At 40.1% G+C, this 21,738-nt stretch carries 23 protein-coding genes; 14 read left to right on the top strand and 9 right to left on the bottom strand.

Annotation, left to right across the window (positions count from 1 at the left end; genetic code table 11):
• From ACIQCO_RS05595 to ACIQCO_RS05585, 3 genes are all read left to right on the top strand, one after another.
• Positions 1 to 1,128 (top strand): sensor histidine kinase, encoded by a 1,128-nt coding sequence (locus ACIQCO_RS05595; RefSeq protein ID WP_400426641.1) that lies wholly within the window; start codon positions 1 to 3, stop codon positions 1,126 to 1,128.
• On the top strand, positions 1,125 to 1,727 hold the full coding sequence (locus ACIQCO_RS05590; protein WP_400426640.1) for a response regulator transcription factor: 603 nt from the start codon (positions 1,125 to 1,127) through the stop codon (positions 1,725 to 1,727). Before ACIQCO_RS05595 ends, ACIQCO_RS05590 begins: the two co-directional genes overlap by 4 nt.
• A 369-nt stretch (positions 1,728 to 2,096) precedes the next feature.
• Positions 2,097 to 3,383, top strand: coding sequence for a UDP-glucose dehydrogenase family protein (locus tag ACIQCO_RS05585; protein ID WP_400426639.1), 1,287 nt, complete (start codon positions 2,097 to 2,099; stop codon positions 3,381 to 3,383).
• A gap of 444 nt (positions 3,384 to 3,827) precedes the next feature.
• Here ACIQCO_RS05585 and ACIQCO_RS05580 read toward each other — a convergent pair whose 3' ends face one another.
• Positions 3,828 to 3,962 carry a hypothetical protein gene (locus ACIQCO_RS05580; protein WP_400426638.1) on the bottom strand — a complete coding sequence of 45 codons (135 nt, stop codon included), beginning with the start codon at positions 3,960 to 3,962 and terminating at the stop codon, positions 3,828 to 3,830.
• Positions 3,963 to 4,337: 375 nt separating this feature from the next.
• Here ACIQCO_RS05580 and ACIQCO_RS05575 point away from each other — a divergent pair, with 375 nt between their 5' ends.
• The 3 genes from ACIQCO_RS05575 to ACIQCO_RS05565 all read left to right on the top strand — a co-directional run bounded on the left by ACIQCO_RS05575 (position 4,338) and on the right by ACIQCO_RS05565 (position 5,478).
• Positions 4,338 to 4,736, top strand: a complete 399-nt coding sequence (locus tag ACIQCO_RS05575; protein ID WP_400426637.1) for an alpha-helical endospore appendage domain-containing protein — start codon at positions 4,338 to 4,340, stop codon at positions 4,734 to 4,736.
• Between the two features lie 36 nt (positions 4,737 to 4,772).
• Positions 4,773 to 5,021: a hypothetical protein gene (locus ACIQCO_RS05570; protein WP_400426635.1), complete on the top strand. Its 249-nt coding sequence runs from the start codon at positions 4,773 to 4,775 to the stop codon at positions 5,019 to 5,021.
• A 172-nt stretch (positions 5,022 to 5,193) separates the two neighbouring features.
• Positions 5,194 to 5,478: an alpha-helical endospore appendage domain-containing protein gene (locus ACIQCO_RS05565; RefSeq protein ID WP_400426633.1), complete on the top strand. Its 285-nt coding sequence runs from the start codon at positions 5,194 to 5,196 to the stop codon at positions 5,476 to 5,478.
• A gap of 54 nt (positions 5,479 to 5,532) precedes the next feature.
• On the opposite strand, the gene ACIQCO_RS05560 is transcribed toward ACIQCO_RS05565, so the two are convergent.
• The 4 genes from ACIQCO_RS05560 to ACIQCO_RS05545 are packed head-to-tail and all read right to left on the bottom strand — an operon-like array spanning position 5,533 to position 8,454.
• The gene (locus ACIQCO_RS05560) at positions 5,533 to 5,691 is read right to left on the bottom strand and encodes a hypothetical protein (protein ID WP_400426631.1); all 159 of its coding nucleotides are present in this window, start codon (positions 5,689 to 5,691) and stop codon (positions 5,533 to 5,535) included.
• Between the two features lie 41 nt (positions 5,692 to 5,732).
• A complete protein-coding gene (locus ACIQCO_RS05555) occupies positions 5,733 to 6,863 on the bottom strand; it encodes an alpha-helical endospore appendage domain-containing protein (RefSeq protein WP_400426629.1) in 1,131 nt (376 codons plus the stop codon).
• Positions 6,864 to 6,885: 22 nt separating this feature from the next.
• On the bottom strand, positions 6,886 to 7,335 hold the full coding sequence (locus tag ACIQCO_RS05550) for a hypothetical protein (RefSeq protein ID WP_400426627.1): 450 nt from the start codon (positions 7,333 to 7,335) through the stop codon (positions 6,886 to 6,888).
• Between the two features lie 21 nt (positions 7,336 to 7,356).
• Positions 7,357 to 8,454: an alpha-helical endospore appendage domain-containing protein gene (locus ACIQCO_RS05545; protein WP_400426625.1), complete on the bottom strand. Its 1,098-nt coding sequence runs from the start codon at positions 8,452 to 8,454 to the stop codon at positions 7,357 to 7,359.
• A 369-nt stretch (positions 8,455 to 8,823) separates the two neighbouring features.
• On the opposite strand from ACIQCO_RS05545, the gene ACIQCO_RS05540 reads away from it, so the two are divergent.
• Positions 8,824 to 10,200, top strand: coding sequence for a sugar phosphate nucleotidyltransferase (locus ACIQCO_RS05540; RefSeq protein ID WP_400426623.1), 1,377 nt, complete (start codon positions 8,824 to 8,826; stop codon positions 10,198 to 10,200).
• A gap of 79 nt (positions 10,201 to 10,279) precedes the next feature.
• On the opposite strand, the gene ACIQCO_RS05535 is transcribed toward ACIQCO_RS05540, so the two are convergent.
• The 3 genes from ACIQCO_RS05535 to ACIQCO_RS05525 form a co-directional block, all read right to left on the bottom strand.
• Positions 10,280 to 10,597 (bottom strand): alpha-helical endospore appendage domain-containing protein, encoded by a 318-nt coding sequence (locus ACIQCO_RS05535; RefSeq protein ID WP_400426621.1) that lies wholly within the window; start codon positions 10,595 to 10,597, stop codon positions 10,280 to 10,282.
• A gap of 209 nt (positions 10,598 to 10,806) precedes the next feature.
• Entirely contained in the window at positions 10,807 to 11,139 is a 333-nt protein-coding gene (locus ACIQCO_RS05530; protein ID WP_400426619.1) for an alpha-helical endospore appendage domain-containing protein, read from the bottom strand.
• 82 nt (positions 11,140 to 11,221) lie between these two features.
• Positions 11,222 to 12,400 carry a glycosyltransferase gene (locus ACIQCO_RS05525; protein ID WP_400426618.1) on the bottom strand — a complete coding sequence of 393 codons (1,179 nt, stop codon included), beginning with the start codon at positions 12,398 to 12,400 and terminating at the stop codon, positions 11,222 to 11,224.
• Positions 12,401 to 12,591: 191 nt separating this feature from the next.
• Here ACIQCO_RS05525 and ACIQCO_RS05520 point away from each other — a divergent pair, with 191 nt between their 5' ends.
• From ACIQCO_RS05520 to ACIQCO_RS05490, 7 genes are all read left to right on the top strand, one after another.
• The gene (locus tag ACIQCO_RS05520) at positions 12,592 to 14,001 is read left to right on the top strand and encodes a glycosyltransferase (RefSeq protein ID WP_400426616.1); all 1,410 of its coding nucleotides are present in this window, start codon (positions 12,592 to 12,594) and stop codon (positions 13,999 to 14,001) included.
• Between the two features lie 97 nt (positions 14,002 to 14,098).
• Positions 14,099 to 15,094: a glycosyltransferase family protein gene (locus tag ACIQCO_RS05515; RefSeq protein WP_400426615.1), complete on the top strand. Its 996-nt coding sequence runs from the start codon at positions 14,099 to 14,101 to the stop codon at positions 15,092 to 15,094.
• Between the two features lie 120 nt (positions 15,095 to 15,214).
• Positions 15,215 to 15,967, top strand: a complete 753-nt coding sequence (locus ACIQCO_RS05510; protein WP_400426614.1) for an FkbM family methyltransferase — start codon at positions 15,215 to 15,217, stop codon at positions 15,965 to 15,967.
• A 7-nt stretch (positions 15,968 to 15,974) separates the two neighbouring features.
• Entirely contained in the window at positions 15,975 to 16,685 is a 711-nt protein-coding gene (locus ACIQCO_RS05505) for a hypothetical protein (RefSeq protein ID WP_400426612.1), read from the top strand.
• 290 nt (positions 16,686 to 16,975) lie between these two features.
• The gene (locus ACIQCO_RS05500) at positions 16,976 to 18,016 is read left to right on the top strand and encodes a glycosyltransferase (protein WP_400426610.1); all 1,041 of its coding nucleotides are present in this window, start codon (positions 16,976 to 16,978) and stop codon (positions 18,014 to 18,016) included.
• 161 nt (positions 18,017 to 18,177) lie between these two features.
• Positions 18,178 to 19,143 carry a GDP-mannose 4,6-dehydratase gene (gene gmd, locus ACIQCO_RS05495; protein WP_400426609.1) on the top strand — a complete coding sequence of 322 codons (966 nt, stop codon included), beginning with the start codon at positions 18,178 to 18,180 and terminating at the stop codon, positions 19,141 to 19,143.
• Positions 19,140 to 20,063 carry a GDP-mannose 4,6-dehydratase gene (locus ACIQCO_RS05490; protein ID WP_400426608.1) on the top strand — a complete coding sequence of 308 codons (924 nt, stop codon included), beginning with the start codon at positions 19,140 to 19,142 and terminating at the stop codon, positions 20,061 to 20,063. Before gmd ends, ACIQCO_RS05490 begins: the two co-directional genes overlap by 4 nt.
• A 347-nt stretch (positions 20,064 to 20,410) precedes the next feature.
• Here the strand turns inward: ACIQCO_RS05490 and ACIQCO_RS28205 are convergent.
• Positions 20,411 to 21,738: exosporium glycoprotein BclB-related protein (locus ACIQCO_RS28205; RefSeq protein ID WP_483873762.1), on the bottom strand; the 1,328-nt coding region annotated here is incomplete at its 5' end.

Below are 21,738 nucleotides of genomic sequence, written 5' to 3'. Positions count from 1 at the left end.
TTGAAACGGTCAATCTTTCCAAGACAATATGGTTTTTTTCCCTATGTCTTTCTCATTTACCTAGGTTTTCCTATCTATTATTTAACGACTGAAGCGGGAGTGAAGCAGCTCATCGGCTATGGGATGGTACTGCTTTTCTTGGTTTCGTACAGCCAGCTTTATTTTGCAATGGGAAAAAGAAAATTCACCTACTGGTTAGCGGTTCAACTAGCAATCGTGTTTATTTTCAGTATGTTTTATAACTTAAACTACATGTTTTTAGGGTTTTTCCCAGCGAATTTCATTGGCTGGTATTGGGATAAAACGGTATTCAAGCGTGGCCTAATCAGCTTGGTGTTCGTGCAAATCTTTCCGTTCATTTATCATATCATGAAGACCAAGACCTTTTTCTCACCAGGAGAGCTCATCTATTTCATCCCATTTCTCATCATTATGCTGATCTCACCGTTTGGAATCCGTTCAATGAACCGAAGGATGGAGCTGGAGAAGCAGCTCGATCAAGCGAATCAGAAAATTGAGGAATTGGTGAAGCGCGAGGAACGGGTGCGGATTGCCCGCGACCTCCATGATACCCTCGGCCACACCCTATCCCTTTTGACGTTAAAAAGCCAGCTTATCCAACGGCTGACTGCGGTTGACCCGGAACGGGCGCGACTCGAAGCAAAGGAAATGGAAGTTACTTCCCGTGCTGCCCTAAAGCAAGTACGCGAGTTGGTCACGGATATGCGTGCGGCCACCATCGCCGAAGAGCTCCTCCAGATTCAGCAAATATTACGGGCAGCGGGAATTACCTATCGGTACGACGGGGAAGTGGATTTTTCGAGGATTTCCCCGTTTACGCAAAATATCGTCGGGATGTGCGTGCGCGAGGCGGCCACCAATATCGTCAAACATAGCCGCGCCACCCACTGTTCGATTTCGATTAAGCTTACTTCTGAAAAAATGAACATCGTTGTCCGCGATGATGGGATGGGCGTTACGATGGCTAAGCCTTTTGGGAATGGTTTGCGGGGGATGGAAGAGAGACTTGCCCTCGTTGACGGGGTTCTTACGCTATCAAACAATAATGGTGCCGTTTTAGAATTGACAGTGCCTATCATTAAAAAAGCAGGGAGTGCCGCGATATGATAAGTTTATTTATTGCAGAAGATCAACGAATGTTATTGGGGGCGCTCGGCTCTCTGCTAGATTTGGAGGCAGACATGAAGGTGGTTGGCCAAGCGATGAACGGGGAAGAGGCACTCGCTTCGATTCTCGCTCTTGGGCCGGATGTCTGCTTGATGGATATTGAAATGCCTGTCATGAACGGGCTCGAGGTAGCGGAGGAACTCGCACGCCGCCGAGCTCCCAGCAAGGTCATTATTTTAACTACGTTTGCCCGCCCGGGATACTTTGAACGCGCCGTAAAAATCGGTGTCCACGGGTACTTACTAAAGGATGGTGAGATTGATGAGCTCGCGGATGCGATTCGCAAGGTAATGGCAGGAAAACGAGTATTCAGCCCCGAGTTAACCTTTGACGTCATCCGCGAGGAAAATCCGCTGACGCCGAAAGAACAAGAGATTTTGAAACTAGCAGCCTTAGGGAAAACAACCAAGGAAATCACTTCGGAGCTCTACCTTTCATCCGGCACCGTTCGTAACTATATCTCAGAAATCATCCATAAGCTAGATGCGAAAAATAGAACCGAAGCCGCCAGCATTGCCGGGAAAAAAGGCTGGATCTAGCGGTGCAAAAGGTACCTTTTAATAGGGTGCCTTTTTATTGTGACCGAGGCACCGAATTTTTCACCCATACGGTCACAAATAATTTTAAATATGCCCGATGAGACGGTTTTTCCACCGTTACGGTCACAAAAACCAATAATTGTGCCCGTGGAACGATTTTTTCCCCGTTCACGGTCATAAATAATCTTCCCGTTCCTCAAAAAACAGACTTCTGAAAAACTTCCACTTAACCGCCCTTTCTAAGTTGGACAACCTTCCACAAAATACTTTTATGAATAATTTAATACAAGCCACGACCTTGGTATAGAGGAAATCCGTTTAAAGCTAAGTACTTATTTTTGGAGTGTAATGAAGGAGGGATAATTTAAAGTGAGAATTTTGATCGTTGGCACAGGCTACGTGGGTACGACGACGGGCCTTGTTTTTTGCGAAATGGGTCACCAGGTTACAGGGCTAGACCTAGACGAAAACAAAATTAAAGCTTTACAAGCTGGCAAACTCCATTTCTACGAGCCTGGCCTCGATGAGCTGCTCAGTAAGCATGTTACTGCCCAACATATTGAATTTACAAAAAAGACAAAAAAAGCTGTTAAAGAGAATGATATTATCTTCATTTGTGTCGGCACACCCCAGGGAGCGGATGGTAGTGCAGACCTCACTTATGTTAAAAATGTCGCCCATTCGATCGGCAAATATATGAACAAATATAAAATTATCGTCACGAAAAGCACGGTGCCAGTAGGTACAGCAGAATTGGTAACAAAATGGATCAAGGAAGGTCAAGAAAAGCAAGTCCCCTTCGATGTCGTTTCCAACCCGGAGTTTCTCCGCGAGGGCTCCGCTCTTCAGGATGCCCTCAATCCTGACCGGATTGTCATCGGCTCAACGAGTGAGACCGCAAGAGCCATTATGAAGGAAATGTATAGAAACTTCCACTGCCCAATCGTCGAAACTAATCCTAATGCCTCTGAAATGATTAAGTACGCCGCCAATTCCTTTCTTGCAATGAAAATTTCATTTATTAATGAGTTAGCTAGATTGTGTGATGGGTTAAACATCAATATCAATGATGTTTCAACGGGAATTGGGCTTGATACTCGAATTGGCCCGCAGTTCCTCCGAGCAGGTATGGGCTATGGAGGTTCCTGTTTTCCAAAAGACGTCAACGCGTTAATTCAAATGGCAAAGGAAAATGGGAAGCCGCTATCCATCTTGGAAAGTGTTGTCCAAGTCAACGAGGAACAGACTATTTTTTTTATTGAAAAAATAAAGGAAACACTCGGCGGGAATTTGCTGAATAAGAAGATTGCTGTCCTCGGCTTATCGTTTAAAGCGAACACAGACGATATAAGGGAGTCGCCGAGTCTTCATTTAATTGACCGTCTGCTAGCAGAAAAGGCGCAGATAAAAGTGCACGATCCAGTCGTGAAAATAGCTGCAGGTCCGTCCCTTGTACAGCTTCAAAGCGTAGAAGAAACCGTTACCGGCGCAGATGCGCTCATCATTGGCACTGATTGGGATGAATATAAAAATCTTGATTGGGCGATTCTTAAGCCGTTAATGATACAGTCGTTTATTTTTGATGGGCGAAATATGCTTGAAAAGGAAGCATTGGGGAATTTAGGGTTTCATTATATAGGAATTTCAAATCATTAGCAAAATTAAAAGAGCATCAATTTTTAGACGTGGATGCTCATTTTTAGAAAATACTCAATTAATTAAAAGGCCAAAATACAAACAAAAGTCCCCAGGTCATCATCCTAAATGACTTGGGGATTTTTGTATCCATCTATAGTTGTAACAGGATTTGGTTATTGAAACAATTATCCATAGAGATATTGCGAATTTTTGAAAAGTGAAGTATAGAAATGAGTAAATATGGTGTCTGGCACCGTAGGTATAAAAGGTTTCAATAACGATGAAACCAGTGTAATCCGGTAGAATACCGAGTCACACTGGCTCAACAGTTATATTTTTTGATCGTTTACATGGTATAGGGTTGTACAGGTCCCTGAGATCCCTGGTGGCGAGGCCCTTGAGGTCCGCATATTCCACGTTTAACCGTGTTCTCTTACTTTCCTTTTCATCGTCATCTCAATCTCAATCTATTCCAATCGTCCTCATGACCACAATCATAATCCCAATCTCTATCCCAATCCCGTTTGTCATCATGATCACAATCATAATCCCAATCTCTATCCCTATCCCGATCGTCATCTTGATCGAATTCGCCATAGTATCTCTTAGAAGGCATTACATGATTGAAATCTTCATAGCATCTCGTAGCAGACATTCTTTCTCGCCCCCGAAATCAAATTTGTACTTGCTCTATATAGTATTGATAAACAATAATGATGGACTCGGACAAACGCTCAATGATTAGTAAATTGATAAAATTATCTACATTAACCTGTTAGAACACTGTAATTCGTGAAAATTGAATTATCTTCAAGCATGGCATAGCAAACTAAGCCCCAATTTCAGGATCGGCGGGTTCATTTTGTATGTTTTGGTTTCCTTATGGCATTAACTATTTTTCCATTCACCATACCGGACATTCGCACATATATCTATCGTATGTTAAAAAATTCTTAAAGAGGTGTTAACTCCATGACAAAGCATCACCCTAAGGACGGGGATGAAAAACATTCACATAAACATAGTCATATGGATGACCATGATAAACACTCATTAAATCATGTCCTGTTTGATTTAATCAAATCGGTCGCCAATGAAGAAGAGGCATTGGCTCTTCTGATTCAAGCTGAAGCGGATAAAATTCAAGCCTTTATCGGAAAACATTCTGACTTCCCTACCAAACCATGTAATAAAGAAATATTGGAATTGAACCGTTCGGTCACACAAATGCTGGAAACCATTGTAATGAAGGAATGGCTTTTACTTAAAAAATTAGAAAGAACGCTTGAAGTCATTCATATACCACGAGAAGAGTGCGAGGATCGCGAAAATTTCGATGAAAGCGATGAAAGCGATGATTTCGGTGATTGAGCACTTTTGTCTTCCATAGGGAAGGGGAATATGAAAATGGAGGATCATTTTAGCGAAGATGTCAGCGAAATGTTAGAAAAATCTCTCTCACATATACATTCTTCATTAAGACACCTTTCACAAACATTCAACATGCTTGAAATGGCAGCGATGGAACAAGATTGGTTTTCTCAAAACAATCTTTTTATCATAGAAAAGGATAGAGAAGTCCAAAATGATTCCATTTCAGAAATAAAGCGAATAATGGAAGGAAAAAGAAAAGCATTTATAAACATAATTAAATAAACAGACGCACAAGTGTGGTCTGTTTATTTTTTATGAAACGTTCCACTTTTCCGTACTAGAGGGGATTTATTTGAATAGTTGTCACCAAAAAATAAGGATTACATATAGGTATTATGTGGTGCATTTGCGGATGCTTTACTTGTACTAGTGACTAGCAAAGAGGAGGGCTATCATGGGTTTACCGGAAATACCGAAAGATTTTCATATCCCCAAAAGGCGGGATGTTGTTACATTGAAATTGGCAAGTATAGCGCTAATGGAACAATCATTGGCAAATTTATTAGAATCAGAGGTCGATATTCTTCAGGCAGTCGTGTGCGAATTTGAAGATAAGAAGGCTTCCCTTAAGGACTTAAAAAAAGCAAACAGGAAGGCAGAAGAAATGCTTCGGGCAACCATTGCGAAAGAGATTCTACTATTGTTTGAACTTGAAGATACAATTGATTTTTTACTCTGATACATTGTATGAGGCAATCCAAACGGAATTGGATTGCCTCATTCATTTTGATCTTTATCCTCTTCGTGATAACCTTCGTTCTACATTATCAAAAAAGTGTTGATCGGATTGTAAACCATCCAAAATAGCGACCTTTTCCTCATCGAATAATGGACGACCAGCAAGAGTTTCAATCTGATCCACTAAAAAATTGTATGCCTCTTCAAGATCCATTTAATACCCTCCATTTTATTTAATTAAAACATCGTATACTATTAACCGAAGCTAATCGTAACCAAGCCATTTTCAGTGCCTACACCAGCTGTATTGACTTGATTTGTTCCATTATTTTGGGAACCTCCTCCGCCGCCTCCTCCTGTAGAATTGAATACGCCGCCGCCGCCGCCACCGCTAAACCCGCCGCCGCCACCGCCGCCACATTCGGTGTCGCCGCCGCCGCCGCCAATGCCGTAACTATAATTCGCACCTTCTCCAAGACCACCAGCACCTCCGGCAGAAATTGCCTGGCCGCCTCCTAATGGTGCGAATAAAGTGCTATCTCCAGATGTAAGGATCCCTCCTCCGCCAGCCCCCTCAGAAAATGCTGATCCTCCAAAACCACCAGCACCACCAGCACCACCGGGATTGCCGCTCGTACCACTGCTGTCTGTAGATGCATTTATGCCTGATTCTACGAACGATGCACCGCCGCCACCGCCCGCTGCAACCAAAAGATTAGCTAATGTAACAGGTCCTGTACCGCGCCAAACAAAACTTCCCCCGCCTCCTCCGCCTAAAGTAGTCCCGGGATCAGGACCAGGCCATGTTCCACCCTGGCCACCTACCAAAATAGATAGTACTTCTCCCGGCGTTACAGGGAAATCGCCTTGAATAGATGCTCCAAGACCATTTGTTGCCGTTCCCTGACCTCCGGCAGCACCAATCGCTCGTATTGTCGCAGTAGATGCAGATGGCGGAACAGTAATAAACTGAAGTTCGTCCTCTGCAAAACCAAATGTAAAAGTACTCAAGTTCGTAACAGTGGCAGCTGAATCCAACGCATGTTCAAATGTAAAAGAATCCAAGTTCGTAACAGTGGCAGCTAAATCCAACGTATGTTCAAATTTGAACTCCAATAGCATTTCCTTTTTAATCACGTCACGAAGGGTTCTTTGGACATTTGTATCCGCAGAAAGAAGAGTGGCTAAGGAAACGGTTGCAGGGGTAATAGTAGTACGTGTAGGAGTTAATGTTCCGAGAATAAGTTGAAGCTTTTCCGCTTCTGCATTCAGCAAATGAGCCAAGGCTAGTTCTTCAAAAGCAACTGAACTAAGGAGCAATGGAACAGTTTCTGCCAAACTAATGGAAATCGTGGGTGTGAAATTAGGTATGTTTGGATTAGACATTTAATCATTCCATTTCAAATTTTTATATAAGTCCGTTACATATACCCCGCAGGTGCAGGTATCTAAAAAACTTATACACTTGCACATTATGAAAAAATATTTCATTGAAAACGGCATATATCACGGTTTTTAAAATTTTTTTCAATGTGCTAATCCAATTACGCTGTTTTATAGTAGAGAAAAAAATAAAAACAGCCAGTGCTTTAAGAAAAAAGCATTGGCTGATTAGGGTGTTCAATAAACAATACCGCAATGGTAGATAAGAACTTTCCAAGCAAAGGTTTTGATAACAGTTGTTCATCTGCTCAAGATAATTGACATTAGATATTAACCCTTTTACGATAAATTCTGTTTCAAATTCGACTAACGCTTGTCCATAAAAAGATTCAAGTCGTTGGACTGTTAAATTGTATTGAGCTTCAAAACTTATTTGCGTTACTTCTATTATATAAGCGATGCCATCAACTTTCATGACATTTCAACAATGACTAGATCACATAAAGGTAATAATGACAACTCCGCCGTCTGTACCGACACCAGCTGCGTTAACTTGGTTCGTTCCGTTATTTCGAGATCCGCCGCCGCCACCGCCGCTGTTGCCGCCACCGCCGCCACCGCCGCTGTAGCCGCCGCCGCCGCCGCCGCCGCCTGGACCGTTGCCTGCACCCCCGCCGCCGCCGAAACCGCCGTTGCCTGCACCAACGAAGCCTGTTCCACCGGCACCACCAGCATCAATAGCTTGGCCGCCACTGCCGCCATTAACTGCATTTCCTCCATTGGAGAAAACCCCAGCACCGCCGCCGCCGCTGCCTGCACCACCGCCATTACCATTAGAACCAGGAGGACCTCCTACAGGATTTCCAGTTGTTCCTGGACCAGTATTTGTGATATCTGCTATTGAAGCATCTACTCCGTTACCACCGCTACCAGTACCGTTGAAACCGCCGCCGCCGCCACCGCCAGCCGCGACCAGTAAGGTTGATGAATTAAGATCAGCAGGGACAGCTCCTATCCATACAAAGGAACCACCGCCACCGCCAGCACCGGCAAGGCTGAAGGGAGTAGATGCGCCCATTCCTCCAACAAGTATCGCCAGTGATTCTCCTGGTGTCACAGCAAAGTCGCCCTGTAAAGAAGCCCCTCTACCTCCGGTTGAACCAATTGCTGATCCGCCAGCAGCACCAATTGCCTGAATTCTGGCAACAGTTGCACCTACTGGGACAGTAATTGTTTCCACCGCACCTGTAAAGGAAAATGTAAAAGGACCAAAGCCTGCAACAATGGCAGCTAACTCTAACGTATTTTCAAATTTAAACTCCAGCAGCATTTCCTTTTTAATCACATCACGAAGGGTTTTTTGGACGCTTGTATCTAGGGAAAGAAGATTCGACAGCGAAACCGTTGCAGGAGAAAATGCAGTACTGGTAGGGGTTAATGTTCCGAGCACAAATTGAAGCTTCTCGGCTTCTGCATTTAGCAAATGAGCCAAAGCGAGTTCTTCTAAAGCAATAGAACCAAATAGTAAAGGTACAGTTTGTCCCAAACTAATGGAAATCAAGGGTGTGATATTCGGTATGCTTGGATTAGACATTTGATCACTCCATTTCATTTATTTTATAAGTACGATAAAGGACCAGGCAGAGTAATTTTTCTTTAATCCAGCAGGCAGCAATTTACTGAATATGAAAATAAACCTCATGAAGGCCACATTATTCGACTTATCTACTTGTACAATATGAAAAATTATTAAATACAGACACGGCTTGTCTCACTGTTTTAAAATTATTCTCCTTTTTTTACAAAGCATAATGAAGGAAAGTAATTCCTTGCTTAAAAATTATTTAACCTAGCTCTTTTATTAAAAGGCTTTTATCTATTTCATAATGCCATATGCACTCATATGATAGTAATTCAAGAGAATGGAAACTTTTGGGTAATATATTATACAGAGGTGCATGAAATGAAACTAATATTGCTGTCAGGAGGTTCTGGGAAACGATTATGGCCACTTTCCAATGACTCTAGATCGAAGCAGTTTTTAAAATTGCTAACACGTTCTGAAGATGTGCTAGAATCCATGGTTCAAAGAATCTGGCGACAATTAGAGTTGAATCAATTATCGAATAGTACGTATATTTCGACGAGTAAAACCCAAGTAGATATTCTTCAAGGTCAATTAGGAACCCAAGTACCGTTAATTATCGAACCAGAGCGGAGAGATACCTTTCCGGCAATCGCCTTAGCGGCAGCGTATTTGTATTCCGTCATGGGTGTTAATCGAAATGAAGTCATTATTGTCATGCCTGTCGACCCTTTTGTAGAAAATCAATTTTTTCATAAAGTTAAAGAATTAGAGAATATTATTTTGCAATCAAGTATGGATATCGCTTTAATCGGAGTAAATCCTGCCTATACTTCTACAAAATATGGGTACATCATTCCTGATACAGCTGATAAGGAGCCGGAACAAGAATATTTAAAGGTAACCGGTTTTAAGGAAAAACCGACAGTGGAGCAGGCAGAGGACTTGATCAAACAACAGGCACTATGGAACTGCGGTGTATTTGCCTTTAAATTGGGCTATATGATGGACCAGTTAGAAAAAAGAGGGCTTCCTACTCAATATGATCAGTTTATCGAGCACTTTAATAACCTGCCTAAAATAAGCTTTGATTATGAAATTGTGGAAAAAGTAGAGCATATTGCCGTGCTCCCCTATAACGGTTATTGGAGAGACTTGGGGACTTGGAATACATTGACGGAAGAAATGCAGACAAGTATCATAGGCAGGGGTTCCGTGAATAATGATTGCATCAATACACATTTAATCAATGAGTTAGATATACCTGTATTTGTATTGGGGACTTCAAATGTAGTTGTGGCAGCAAGTCCTGATGGTATTTTGGTTTCAGAAAAATCAGTAAGCCACCAAGTCAAAGAAATAGTCAAAGATTTAGAACAACGGCCTATGTATGAGGAGCGCCGTTGGGGGTGGTATCGTGTCTTGGACTACAAAAAATCCGCAGAGGGAATGGAAGTGCTGACAAAGCGATTATTTATTTTTGCAGGACATAACATCAGCTATCAATATCATCATAACCGGAGTGAAGTATGGGTGGTTGTTAAAGGGGAAGGAGAATTTGTTCTTGATGATAAATTGTCTTATGTAAAAAAAGGCGATGTGCTCACGATTCCTGTAGGCGCTAGGCACGGAATCAAAGCAAGCAAAGATCTTGAAATTATTGAAGTCCAAATGGGAAGCAAACTAGAAGAAGGAGATATTATTCGTTTATTTATGTCATGGGAAGAAATGAAGAAATCCCTTGAGAGTAAGTAAATTTCCTGTTTTTTTGTCTTGAGGATAAGGAGAAAGAAAGAAAATCGATAACAGATTTTCTTTCTTTTTCTTCATTTTTTTATCGTTTGGGTGTTAAATCAAGGATGTTTTCTAATTTAAATTGCAATAACATCTCCTTTTTGATAACGTCCTGAAGGATTCTTTCAGCACTTTCATTGATTGTAAAAAGATTTGCTGCGGAAACCTCTTTGGGAGAAAGTTTTGTTTTTGTATCCTTTAATGTTCCGAGTACAAATTGAAGTTTTTCAGCCTCGGCATTAATGACGTGTGCAAGGGCTAACTCCTCAAGGGCAACAGAAGCCAGCAGCAATGTAATGGCCTGATCGGTGGTAACTGAATGGAGTGGACTAATATTCGGAATATTGGCTTGAGACATTGTTATCACCTCATTTTCTTTAGCGCTGATGTTAGTTTATTTCCTCAGGTTAAAGAATGACACAACTATTTTTATGATGTTTGCTATGCAAAGTTTTTTCATTAAAAAGCTCCCGGTTGTGTATGCCAACGGGAGTAAGAGAAATATGAAGATTTTTTCTTATCATCGACTTAGAACGATTAAGTGAAGTGCTGCAAAACTTACTAACCTTAACCTCCTGGTCGTGGCGTGATAGCGATCAAATCAAGGATATTATCAAACTTAAACTCTAGAAGCATTTCCTTCTTAATCACATCACGAAGTGTTCTTTGAACACTTGTATTAACATCAATAAGATTAGTTATCGAAACCACGGCAGGAGAGAAAGTAGTTCTAGTAGGAGTTAAAGTTCCTAGAACTAATTGAAGTTTCTCTGCTTCAGCATTAATGATGTGAGCCAGAGCCAATTCTTCTAGGGCAACAGAGGCCAAAAGCAACGGAATCGTCTGCGAAGTCGTAACTGAAATAAGCGGCGTAATATTAGGAATATTAGCTTGGGACATTTTTTTCACCTCTTTTCTTTTAATCTTTTACATTGTATTGATTTCTCTCATTGAGGGGCACGGCCAATAAACCATTTTTATTTTAATCCAATTTTTTAGGAAAATGGATTGTGAGCGCCTTTGCGATTAGTGTTTCATCATCGCATTCTTCCGTTAATGGACTAAATAGATCTTGCTGTTTCGCCATCAGTTCACGTAGAGCTTCTACGGGAGAATCAAATGTTTTCGATTGTCTTGCAGCCATTGCATAACACCTTGCAGCTTCCTCGATCTGTCCCAGTTTTTCGAGGCAGCATCCTTTATAGTGTAATGCTTGAAAGCTGCCTACACCCTTTATGGTAAGATGCTGTAAATTCTCCTCTCCCATTTCGAGACAATGTTCAAACGCCTTCAATGCGTCTTTGAACATATCTTTCAAATATAAGATTATGCCTTTATAAAAATGTAAATCTACATAATCCGGATACAGTATAAGCACTTTTTCAATACCTGGCCATGCTCCTTCGATGCTTCCAGTATTAATCAATATGGAATACTTTAATCGATATAAAAGCGAAGGCGGAGCCTGTAACAGTTTTAGGAAATCTTTAATGGAATGATTAACATGATCAAATGCTTTACTAAATTCCTGTTTATTGTAGTATTCGCTGGCAATATGATAGTGAATCCAAGGGTTATGGTCTTTTTGTTTCAGTTCTTCCTGTAACATTGTAAGATTCCGTTCAAATTTCTTTTTATTTTCAGTCACCGAAGCCATGTAACCATAATGGTGAACTTTAATTGGCACCGTTTTGATGATCAGACCATCCTCAGGTATCGTCAGAACCTCATCAGTATTTATCATTTCATGGATTTTGCCAATAAATTTAAATCCTATATGATTTCGTAAAAGGCGAGCATGGGCAATATCGAAGGTTTTATCCGGTTCAGGGCGTTCGCCATAATAATTCATTAAATGAATGGATAAAATGTCTTCATCGGAATAAAGGATATCACGCAGTTTATAAACATCAGAGGATTCCACCTCCTCATCTGCATCCAACCATAAAATCCAATCCCCTGTTGCACGTTCTAAACCAAAGTTGCGGGCGTCAGAAAAGCTTTTGTTCCAGGGAAATTCGTAAACTTGTGCTCCAAATGATTTACAGATCTCAACTGTTCGGTCTGAAGATCCCGTATCTACTATAATGATTTCGTCTACAACCTTCTCTATACTGCTAAGGCAATTACCGATACAGTCCTCTTCATCTTTTACAATCATGCATAACGACAAACGTCGAAAGTCCATATTTTCTTTCACTCTCCTTATAAAAAAACTAAACCAATCATTTCCCATATTATGATTATAACTAGGTAAAAGTGCGTTTTTGGAAACTTATTCAACGGTGTTCAATATACTGTGTAAATGAAGAAAAAAAGAAAACACCATAACGAAGCTTGAGGTGGATACTGTTGAAGACAGAAGCATTAAAAATTAACTGGGTAGGTCCTCAATTTGCCGGTCATAGTCTTGCAATTGTTAACAGGAATATTTGCAGGTTAATAAGCAAAGAACATTTGAATATTAAGAAAAAAATTCCTGATTTAGAAGCACCATTAGTACTCTCTGACAATGAAAAACAAGATATAATAGAAGAATTTTCTCCCTTTCCTGAATCAGACTTGACGATTGTTCATCAGTGGCCGCCCGATTGGAAAGTACCAAAAAGTAAGAAGTGGATTTGTATGCAGCCTTGGGAATTTGGTGCAATTCCAAGGGACTGGTATATTCCGATGAAGTACTGGGTGGATGAACTCTGGGTATATAGCACATACAACAAGGAAGGCTATGTTCGCTGCGGTATTCCAGAAGACAAAATTCACGTCATCCCGCTTGGGGTGGACGAGAAAGTTTATCATACAGATGTGCAAGCTTTAGATTTAATACCTTCCTCTTTCCGATTCCTGTTCGTCGGCGGGACGATTGGACGAAAGGGAATTGATACTCTCATTGAAGCTTACCTAAATGAATTTACTGCGAATGATGATGTTTGTTTGTTTATTAAAGACACCGGTACCCAATCTTTTTATAAAGGAATAACGCTGGAAAAGATGATTCATGAAGCCATGTCAGATCCAAAAAATCCGCGTATTTTCTACATGGATCAGGACTATTCAGAAACAGAACTAGCGGGATTGTATAAAGCATGTGATTGTTTAGTTCATCCATACAGGGGTGAGGGATTCGGGCTTCCTATTGCAGAGGCTATGGCATGCGGCATTCCAGCGATTGTCCCAGATAAAGGTTCAAGTCAGGATTTTTGCAATACTGAAACTGCATTTCTTGTGCCCTCTAAGGAGGTTCTTTTATCAGAGAAAAAAGTAGGTGATCTGGATACAGTGGACTATCCATGGTGGCTGTCGATTGATCGAAACGATTTACAGCAAACAATGCGGTTCGCATACGAAAATCCTACATTGGTCAAGAAAAAAGGACAAGAAGCAAGCAGGCACATTTTATCCTCCTTTACCTGGGAAAAAAGCGCACAGGCAGTTACTGACAGAATCAGACAGTTGTCTAATAAGAAATCGGATCCGAAAACAGCAAACGAGGATATTGTTAAAATGGAGCTGGAGGATGGAAATGACCTTTATCAAAAAAATTCCATGGAAGATGCATTAGATATCTATCTGAACCTTCTTTCAGTATACCCCCAAACACTTATGGCGAGGTACAATGCCGTCATCATTTACATCCAACAAAAAAACTACGCCGCTGCACTTAAACACCTTATATACATTGCTGACAATATGGCGCAGCAAGATCATGACTTTCAGGAGAATATCCAGCTCATGATCAAATTCTGTTATGCACAGCTGTAGTCCATATTAGCAGAAAGGTCAATTTTGAATTACAACAACGAATTTTCAATAAAAACAAAAGCCTGATTATAAATAAAAAGAAGTGGAAGAGTATACGATGAGAATATTATATTTATCAGTCCATGATGTATTAGAGTATGATGAATTGAGATTATTCACCGAATTAGGACATGAATGTTTTTCGCATGGAGCCTATTGCCGACCGAAAATAGGAAGTTCGTATCGTCCTCCTATAGCTGAAATGTCTTTTGACCAGCATTTTGCGGATTTAGTTGATCGTTATTCAAAATACTATTTACATCCTGAAATGATCGAAGATAAGGATATTATTATTATTATGCATGATCCTTTAATTATTACAAACAATTGGGAAATGATTAAACACAAACGTGTTATCTGGAGGTCGATTGGGCAATCAGACCCTGGAGTTGAAAATATGCTCCGTCCCTACAGGGAACAAGGAATGGAAATTGTAAGATATTCCCCAAGGGAGAAATTAATACCAGATTATATAGGAGAAGATGCCATGATCCGGTTCTACAAAGATCCTGATGAATATGGCGGATGGGAAGGCAGTAAGGAACAGATTATGACAATAAGCCAATCCATGAAAAAGTATTGGATCGGATCTAACTACAATCTATTTCATCACGCATGTCTAGGGTTTCCAGTTAAATTATTTGGTCCTGGAAATGAGGATGCACCGGAAAGTGGAGGAATGCTGACATATGAACAGATGAAACAAGAGTTAAGGCAAAATCGGGTGTTTTTTTATACAGGAACCCGTATAACGAGTTATACTCTAGGATTCATTGAGGCATTTATGACAGGCATACCAATTGTTTCCGTTTCAGAAATGCAGGGAAATCTTCCATTACTTGAACAACGTACATTTGAAGTTCATGAATTAATTGAACATGGAAAAGAGGGGTTTGTTTCCGATCATCTTTTAGAATTAAGAGTTTATTTAAATGATTTATTAAACAATTTTGATCTTGCGAAGGAAATCAGTAAAAATGCCAGAGCTAAGGCAATTCAATTATTTGGTAAAGAGAAAATAAAAGATCAATGGAGAGAATATCTGAGTAAATAATAAAGAGTCTATTTTTCTATTTAAGTTGAAAAAAATTGAAACATTAATGTATATCTATTTAAAGAATCCATGAAAAGGCGTTGTTGTAAAATGTTCGGAACTTATATTGGAAATAATCGAATGCTTGTCATTCTGAAATCGGGTGGCAAAATTCATGCTCTAGCTGATGATTTGAGTATAACAACAGGATTGTTGATTGATGGTTATTTTGAATTAAGTTTATCGCATTATATTTTGAGGAATATTCGTGAAGGAATGAATGTGGTTGATGTAGGAGCAAACATTGGATATTTCAGTGTAATGTTAGGATTTAAAGTGGGAGAAACAGGAAAGGTCACAGCTTATGAGCCTAATGATAAGGTATATCAATTATTATTAGATAACTTAACACTAAATGAACATAAGCAAAATGCTGTTGTTAAAAAATTAGGAATTTATTCTGAAAATACAAAATTAACATTTTATGTTTCAGATAGATTCCAAGGAAATAGTTCTATAAAACAGCATAGTGACGAATATAAAAACGATTTTAAATCTGATGAAATACATTCCAATACTATCGATACTGTTGCTTTAGATAATGAAAATCTAGGTCATATTGATTTCCTTAAGATTGATACAGAGGGTGGAGAATATCATGTATTTAAAGGAATGAAAAATATTCTAGACAATAAACAAGTTGATACAGTAGTATTTGAACTTAACAAAAGCATGTTACAAGATGATGTACAGCCATTTTATGAACTACTTAAATCATATGAAGGAGATTATCATTATCATCTACTTACACCTCTTGGTGACTTAATTGGAACAGATATAGATACTATCTATAGAAAAGCTTATATTGATAATATCGTAATGAAGAAGGGCTAAGCTTAATATGGAACTTAACAAATATGAGAAGTCGTATTATTCACAAAACGGTGAGGATGGAATCATACAGGAGATACTTAAACGTATCTCCCTCCAAACAGATTTTTTCGTAGAGTTTGGTGTCGAGTCAGGATTGCAATGTAATTGCAGATACCTATATGAAAATTTGTGGAGAGGACTTATGATTGAAGGAAATGGGGATTACTACAAGCAACTAAGAAGTTATTATAATAATGTCAACATAAAAACAGTTAATTCATTCATTACAAAAGATAATATAGTAGAAATATTTAAGAAAAACAAAGTACCTATAGAGTTTGGCTTGCTATCAGTTGATATAGATGGTAACGACTATTGGGTGCTAAAAGAAATATTAGGCATTTATACACCATTCATAATAGTTTCAGAATTTAACGCGTACTATGAACCTCCAATAGAATGGATTATGAAGTACAATTCTTATCATATTTGGGATGGTACCAGTTATTTCGGTTCAAGTTTGCAATCACTTACTAAACTATGCAATAGATTCAATTATGCATTAGTATGTACCGATAGCAAAGGTGTAAATGCTTTCTATGTGAGGAGGGATTTATTAAATGATAACTTGATAGAATTAGCACCATCCCAAGCATATCACCCTGCTAGATATTATGGTCATCTTAATAATGGAAAATACGGACACCCATACAGGGATGGAGAACATACTAAGGAATAAAAATAATGAAATCAACCAACAAACTGTTATAGAAATAGGTATCCAACTCTGGGGAACAGCCAAATGCATTTTAGACTATAGTCCATGGATTGTAATGAAAAGAAATATATTAGTTTAGTTAAGGGTTCGATGATTTGTTGTCAATTTTGCAGGAATGGCCGATCAATTTGGCCACTGACAGTTTTAGAAAGGGAGATTAGTATATGACTCAGCCTTCAGGAATTATTTGGATAGGCCCCATAGGAGATATGGGGGGATACGGTAATGTTACAAGGAATTATCTGAGAGCTTTGCAGCATATTGGACTACCGGTACATGTAGTAAATACGGGTTGGATCAATAATGAAATTGGAAAAGATGATATAAATCTGCTGATTGATTTCTTAACGGCAAGACAGGATCCGGGCGATAATCCAGTACTTGTGATTCATGGTACTCCGGAGTCTTTTATAGGGTTTGATAAAGAAGGTTATCATAAAACAATTGGGATTACCCTGTTTGAAACAGACCGCCTCCCACTTCATTGGGCAAACATTTGTAATGATTTAGATGAGATTTGGGTTCCCACTCAATTTAATTATCACACATTTACAGAATCTGGTGTTGATTCCTCAAAAGTTCATGTTGTTCATTATCCAATAGAGAGCAGCATATACGCGAAAGCATTCGACCCCTACCCTTTTTCTGCAGAAGTAAAGTCTTTTAAGTTTCTATACACATTAGCGTTTGATTATCGTAAAGGGTTGGATTTGCTCATTCAAAGCTATTGTAAGGAATTCTCGTCTACGGATAACGTTAGCCTAATTTTAAAAATTTATGTTCCCGGATGGATTTCTCAGGAGAATATAATTGAATTATTAACATCATATATACCAGATAAGGGAAATAATCCTCATATTTATTTCATCATTGAAAATACTCCACGAGAAGATTTACTTCGTTTATATTCAAGCTGTGACTGCTATGTTTCCACTGAAAGGGCCTGCGGGTGGGGGATGCCCCAAATGGAGGTAATGGCGATGGGAAAACCGGTTATATCGATTAACTGGGGGGGAGTCACAGAATATATGAACGAACATAATAGCTTTTTAATAGAACCGGAGCAAGAACTAGAGCCCGTACATCCTGAATTACAGCGCACGAGGAACATCCATTATTATGAACATAAATGGGCAAAGGTTAAAGAAGAAAACGTTCGAAAGGTTTTGCGGGAAGCATTTGCAAATCATAAAAAAAGAGAAGACATTTCATTGCAGGCAAAACATGATATAGTAAATTATTTTTCTCCACAAGTCATTGCGGAGCAAATAAAGGCCCGGTTATTTTCTTAATCTTTATATGAGGGACAAGACAAATAAGTCTGGTTCTTCAATATAAAGATTTTTTTTGTGTTTAAATGCACTTTTTTCTTAGGTAAAGGGAATAGAAGAAGCTCATAATCTCATAGATAATACATAGGAATTCATACAGTTAAAATCAGGGGAGGATATGCATGAAAAGAACTCTCATTACGGGTATAACCGGCCAGGATGGTTCATATTTAGCAGAACTTCTTCTCGAAAAGGGATATAAGGTATATGGTTTGAAAAGAAGAACCTCAACAGAAAACACTGAAAATATTAAACATATACAAAAAGAAATTGAGTTTATATCCGGTGATTTGGCTGATTTATCCTCATTGATACAGGCTGTGAAACTTTCTCGGCCAGATGAAGTTTATAACCTTGGTGCACAATCTTTTGTAGCCGATTCTTGGTCCCAGCCAGTGTATACGGCTGAGATTACTGGTCTTGGGGCACTAAATATGTTGGAAGCAGTCAGGCAAATAAAGCAGGATGCCCGTTTTTACCAGGCTTCAAGTTCTGAAATGTTCGGAAAGGTTGTAGAAACACCTCAAACGGAAACGACTCCCTTTTACCCTCGAAGTCCTTATGGTGTTGCGAAAGTATATGGACATTGGATTACTGTCAATTATCGCGAGAGCTATGACTTATTTGCCTGTTCGGGAATATTATTCAACCATGAATCCCCAAGAAGGGGACTCCAATTTGTTACACGCAAAGTAACAGATGCTGCAGCGAGAATTAAACTCGGCCTGCAAACGGACCTTCGCCTTGGAAATATTGATGCAAAACGGGACTGGGGTTTTGCAGGTGATTATGTAAAAGCAATGTGGCTCATGCTTCAACAGGAAAAGCCGGACGATTTTGTAGTGGCAACTGGTAAGACTCATACAGTACGTGATCTAGTTGAAACGGCCTTTGATCATGTTGGATTGAAATGGGAGGATTATGTTGTCAAGGATCCTGCATTTATGAGGCCGGCAGAAGTAGATTTGCTCCTTGGAAACCCCCAGAAGGCAAAAAAAGAGTTGGGATGGGTGCCTAAGGTTTCCTTTAAGGATTTAGTTAAAATGATGGTAGACCATGATCTAAAAAAGTATGGTCAGACTACATGAAGGTATTGATTACGGGGATTACAGGCTTTGTCGGGAACCATCTTGAAGCCTTCTTGAAAGATAAAGCTGATGTATATGGAACATCAAGATCAAATAGAAGCGAAAAGCATATTTTTGAAATAGATTTTCATTCTGAAGCAAAAATTATAGAATTAATCGAGACAATTAAGCCTACACATATTTTCCATCTTGCTGGATTAAGTAATGTAAAGGACTCCTGGAGCCACAAAGCTGACTTTATCCAGGCAAATGTGATTGGAACCATTCATTTATTGGAGGCTGTAAGAAAGGTAGATACCCAAATAAAAGTGCTAACAGTGGGTTCTTCAGAGGAGTATGGACTTATTTCGAAAGGAGTAGACAAAGTCACGGAGGAAACAGCATTAAATCCAGTTAGTCCATATGGAATCAGCAAGTGTGCGATAAGTATGCTTGTGAATTTATACCATAAGTCATATGGATTAGACATTACCCATGCCAGGCCATTTAATCATATCGGTCCAGGCCAAAGGCTGGGATTCGTAACATCTGATTTTGCCTATCAAATTGCTCTTATTAACAAAGAAATAACAAAAGATTCTATTCTAAAAATCGGGAATTTAAACACGGCAAGGGATTTTACCGATGTAAGGGATATTGTGGAAGCTTATTACAATATCGCCTGTTTCGGTAAAGCAGGGGAAGCTTATAATGTGTGTACGGGTCAGGGGATTATTATTCAAGATATATTAGAGACTTTTATAAGTTTTTCAAATAAAAAAATCAATGTCCTAGTTGACCCTAGCAAGTTAAGAGTGGCAGAGATGCCTAGATTAGTGGGGGACCCTGAAAAATTGTTTTGGTTAACGGGATGGAAACCGAAACAAAAACTTGAGGATACATTAAAGGATATTTACGATTACTGGATAGGAAAATGCTGACTCCCTTTTGGTAAGATTCAATGATGCAAGGTGTAGGACAGCATGGGGGGGCTTTTGGGATGAAAATAAATAATGGATTGTATAAGGCGATATATAAATAAGGAAGAAGAAAGAAAATTGATAAAAGAGTTTTCTTTCTTCTTCCTTAAAGTGGAGAGTTTGGGGTTCCATTATTTAGGGGTTTTCGATCATTAAAGGATGGCTAAAAGGCCGGTCAGGTAGATGCTCTTAATTAAATTTGAATTTAAAATGACAAAAAAGCTCTATTTACTATTTGCTTTCAATCCTAAAAGAGTCCTTAGGTGAAAGTTTTATAGTAACATAGAGCTATTTTTCTTTTTCTTCAACTAATTAATCGTAAATCCTGCACTAGCGTAACCCGTAACAGTATTAACAAGGCTTAATCCTGTTGCTGTAGCTGAGTAGACCATTAATAATCGATCTGTTGCAGCTACTGGTATTGAAACAGGAGATGTAATACCACTACTAATAGTGCCTAATGATACAACACCAGTAAGAGATGGTGTTAACGTTACAGAAGCACCTGGTATTGGACTAAAAGTATTGCTTGTTGCAGGAGCACTATACAATTGAGCTGTGACTGTAATTGTTGATCCTACAAGAGTCAAGGCAGTTGTGTTACTAAAAAATGCAGAAATAGAGGTGATGGTTCCATCTCTAGGTACCGAAAATGCGAAGTCAATAATTGGTCCAAGTGCAGTACCTGTTAAATCGATAGTTCCACCTGAAAGACTAATTCCTGAAGCTGAATTGCCAAATCCTAGAAGACCGCCAGTTCCAACTAATCCACCTGCAATTGTGGTCATGGTAATTGGACCACCTGAAGCTAACGGAATGATTGCTCCAGCGCCTTGAGGTCCTTGCTCGCCTTGAGGTCCTTGCTCGCCTTGAGGTCCTTGTTCGCCTTGAGGTCCTTGTTCGCCTTGAGGTCCCTGAGGTCCTTGTTCGCCTTGAGGTCCCTGAGGTCCTTGCTCGCCTTGAGGTCCCTGAGGTCCTTGTTCGCCTTGAGGTCCCTGAGGTCCTTGTTCGCCTTGAGGTCCAAGAGGTCCCTGTTCGCCTTGAGGTCCAAGAGGTCCCTGTTCGCCTTGAGGTCCAAGAGGTCCTTGCTCGCCTTGAGGTCCAAGAGGTCCTTGTTCACCCTGAGGTCCAAAAGGTCCCTGTTCGCCTTGAGGTCCAAGAGGTCCCTGTTCGCCTTGAGGTCCAAGAGGTCCTTGCTCGCCTTGAGGTCCAAGAGGTCCTTGTTCGCCTTGAGGTCCAAGAGGTCCCTGGTCGCCTTGAGGTCCAAGAGGTCCCTGATCGCCTTGAGGTCCAAGAGGTCCTTGCTCGCCTTGAGGTCCAAGAGGTCCTTGTTCGCCTTGAGGTCCAAGAGGTCCTTGCTCGCCTTGAGGTCCAAGAGGTCCTTGTTCGCCTTGAGGTCCTTGCTCGCCTTGAGGTCCAAGAGGTCCCTGGTCGCCTTGAGGTCCAAGAGGTCCCTGGTCGCCTTGAGGTCCAAGAGGTCCCTGTTCGCCTTGAGGTCCAAGAGGTCCTTGCTCGCCTTGAGGTCCAAGAGGTCCCTGGTCGCCTTGAGGTCCAAGAGGTCCTTGCTCGCCTTGAGGTCCAAGAAGTCCTTGCTCGCCTTGAGGTCCAAGAGGTCCCTGCTCGCCTTGAGGTCCTA

It is taken from the genome of Neobacillus sp. NPDC093127 (assembly GCF_044754175.1).
Taxonomy (GTDB): domain Bacteria; phylum Bacillota; class Bacilli; order Bacillales; family Cytobacillaceae; genus Neobacillus.
Note: the sequence above shows the minus strand (reverse complement) of the source record. Positions and strands in the feature narration are given on the sequence as shown.

What these genes read in the sequence shown, in the direction of transcription:
- ACIQCO_RS05510 (WP_400426614.1), top strand. Translation starts at nt 15,215, where the DNA reads ATGCTTGTCATTCTGAAATCGGGTGGCAAAATTCATGCTCTAGCTGAT.
- ACIQCO_RS05525 (WP_400426618.1), bottom strand. Translation starts at nt 12,400, where the DNA reads ATGATTGTAAAAGATGAAGAGGACTGTATCGGTAATTGCCTTAGCAGT.
- ACIQCO_RS05565 (WP_400426633.1), top strand. Translation starts at nt 5,194, where the DNA reads ATGGGTTTACCGGAAATACCGAAAGATTTTCATATCCCCAAAAGGCGG.
- ACIQCO_RS05515 (WP_400426615.1), top strand. Translation starts at nt 14,099, where the DNA reads ATGAGAATATTATATTTATCAGTCCATGATGTATTAGAGTATGATGAA.
- ACIQCO_RS05575 (WP_400426637.1), top strand. Translation starts at nt 4,338, where the DNA reads ATGACAAAGCATCACCCTAAGGACGGGGATGAAAAACATTCACATAAA.
- ACIQCO_RS05580 (WP_400426638.1), bottom strand. Translation starts at nt 3,962, where the DNA reads ATGGCGAATTCGATCAAGATGACGATCGGGATAGGGATAGAGATTGGG.
- ACIQCO_RS05530 (WP_400426619.1), bottom strand. Translation starts at nt 11,139, where the DNA reads ATGTCCCAAGCTAATATTCCTAATATTACGCCGCTTATTTCAGTTACG.
- ACIQCO_RS05535 (WP_400426621.1), bottom strand. Translation starts at nt 10,597, where the DNA reads ATGTCTCAAGCCAATATTCCGAATATTAGTCCACTCCATTCAGTTACC.
- ACIQCO_RS05560 (WP_400426631.1), bottom strand. Translation starts at nt 5,691, where the DNA reads ATGGATCTTGAAGAGGCATACAATTTTTTAGTGGATCAGATTGAAACT.
- ACIQCO_RS05490 (WP_400426608.1), top strand. Translation starts at nt 19,140, where the DNA reads ATGAAGGTATTGATTACGGGGATTACAGGCTTTGTCGGGAACCATCTT.
- ACIQCO_RS05545 (WP_400426625.1), bottom strand. Translation starts at nt 8,454, where the DNA reads ATGTCTAATCCAAGCATACCGAATATCACACCCTTGATTTCCATTAGT.
- ACIQCO_RS05550 (WP_400426627.1), bottom strand. Translation starts at nt 7,335, where the DNA reads ATGAAAGTTGATGGCATCGCTTATATAATAGAAGTAACGCAAATAAGT.
- ACIQCO_RS05505 (WP_400426612.1), top strand. Translation starts at nt 15,975, where the DNA reads ATGGAACTTAACAAATATGAGAAGTCGTATTATTCACAAAACGGTGAG.
- ACIQCO_RS05570 (WP_400426635.1), top strand. Translation starts at nt 4,773, where the DNA reads ATGGAGGATCATTTTAGCGAAGATGTCAGCGAAATGTTAGAAAAATCT.
- ACIQCO_RS05540 (WP_400426623.1), top strand. Translation starts at nt 8,824, where the DNA reads ATGAAACTAATATTGCTGTCAGGAGGTTCTGGGAAACGATTATGGCCA.
- ACIQCO_RS05555 (WP_400426629.1), bottom strand. Translation starts at nt 6,863, where the DNA reads ATGTCTAATCCAAACATACCTAATTTCACACCCACGATTTCCATTAGT.
- ACIQCO_RS05590 (WP_400426640.1), top strand. Translation starts at nt 1,125, where the DNA reads ATGATAAGTTTATTTATTGCAGAAGATCAACGAATGTTATTGGGGGCG.
- gmd (WP_400426609.1), top strand. Translation starts at nt 18,178, where the DNA reads ATGAAAAGAACTCTCATTACGGGTATAACCGGCCAGGATGGTTCATAT.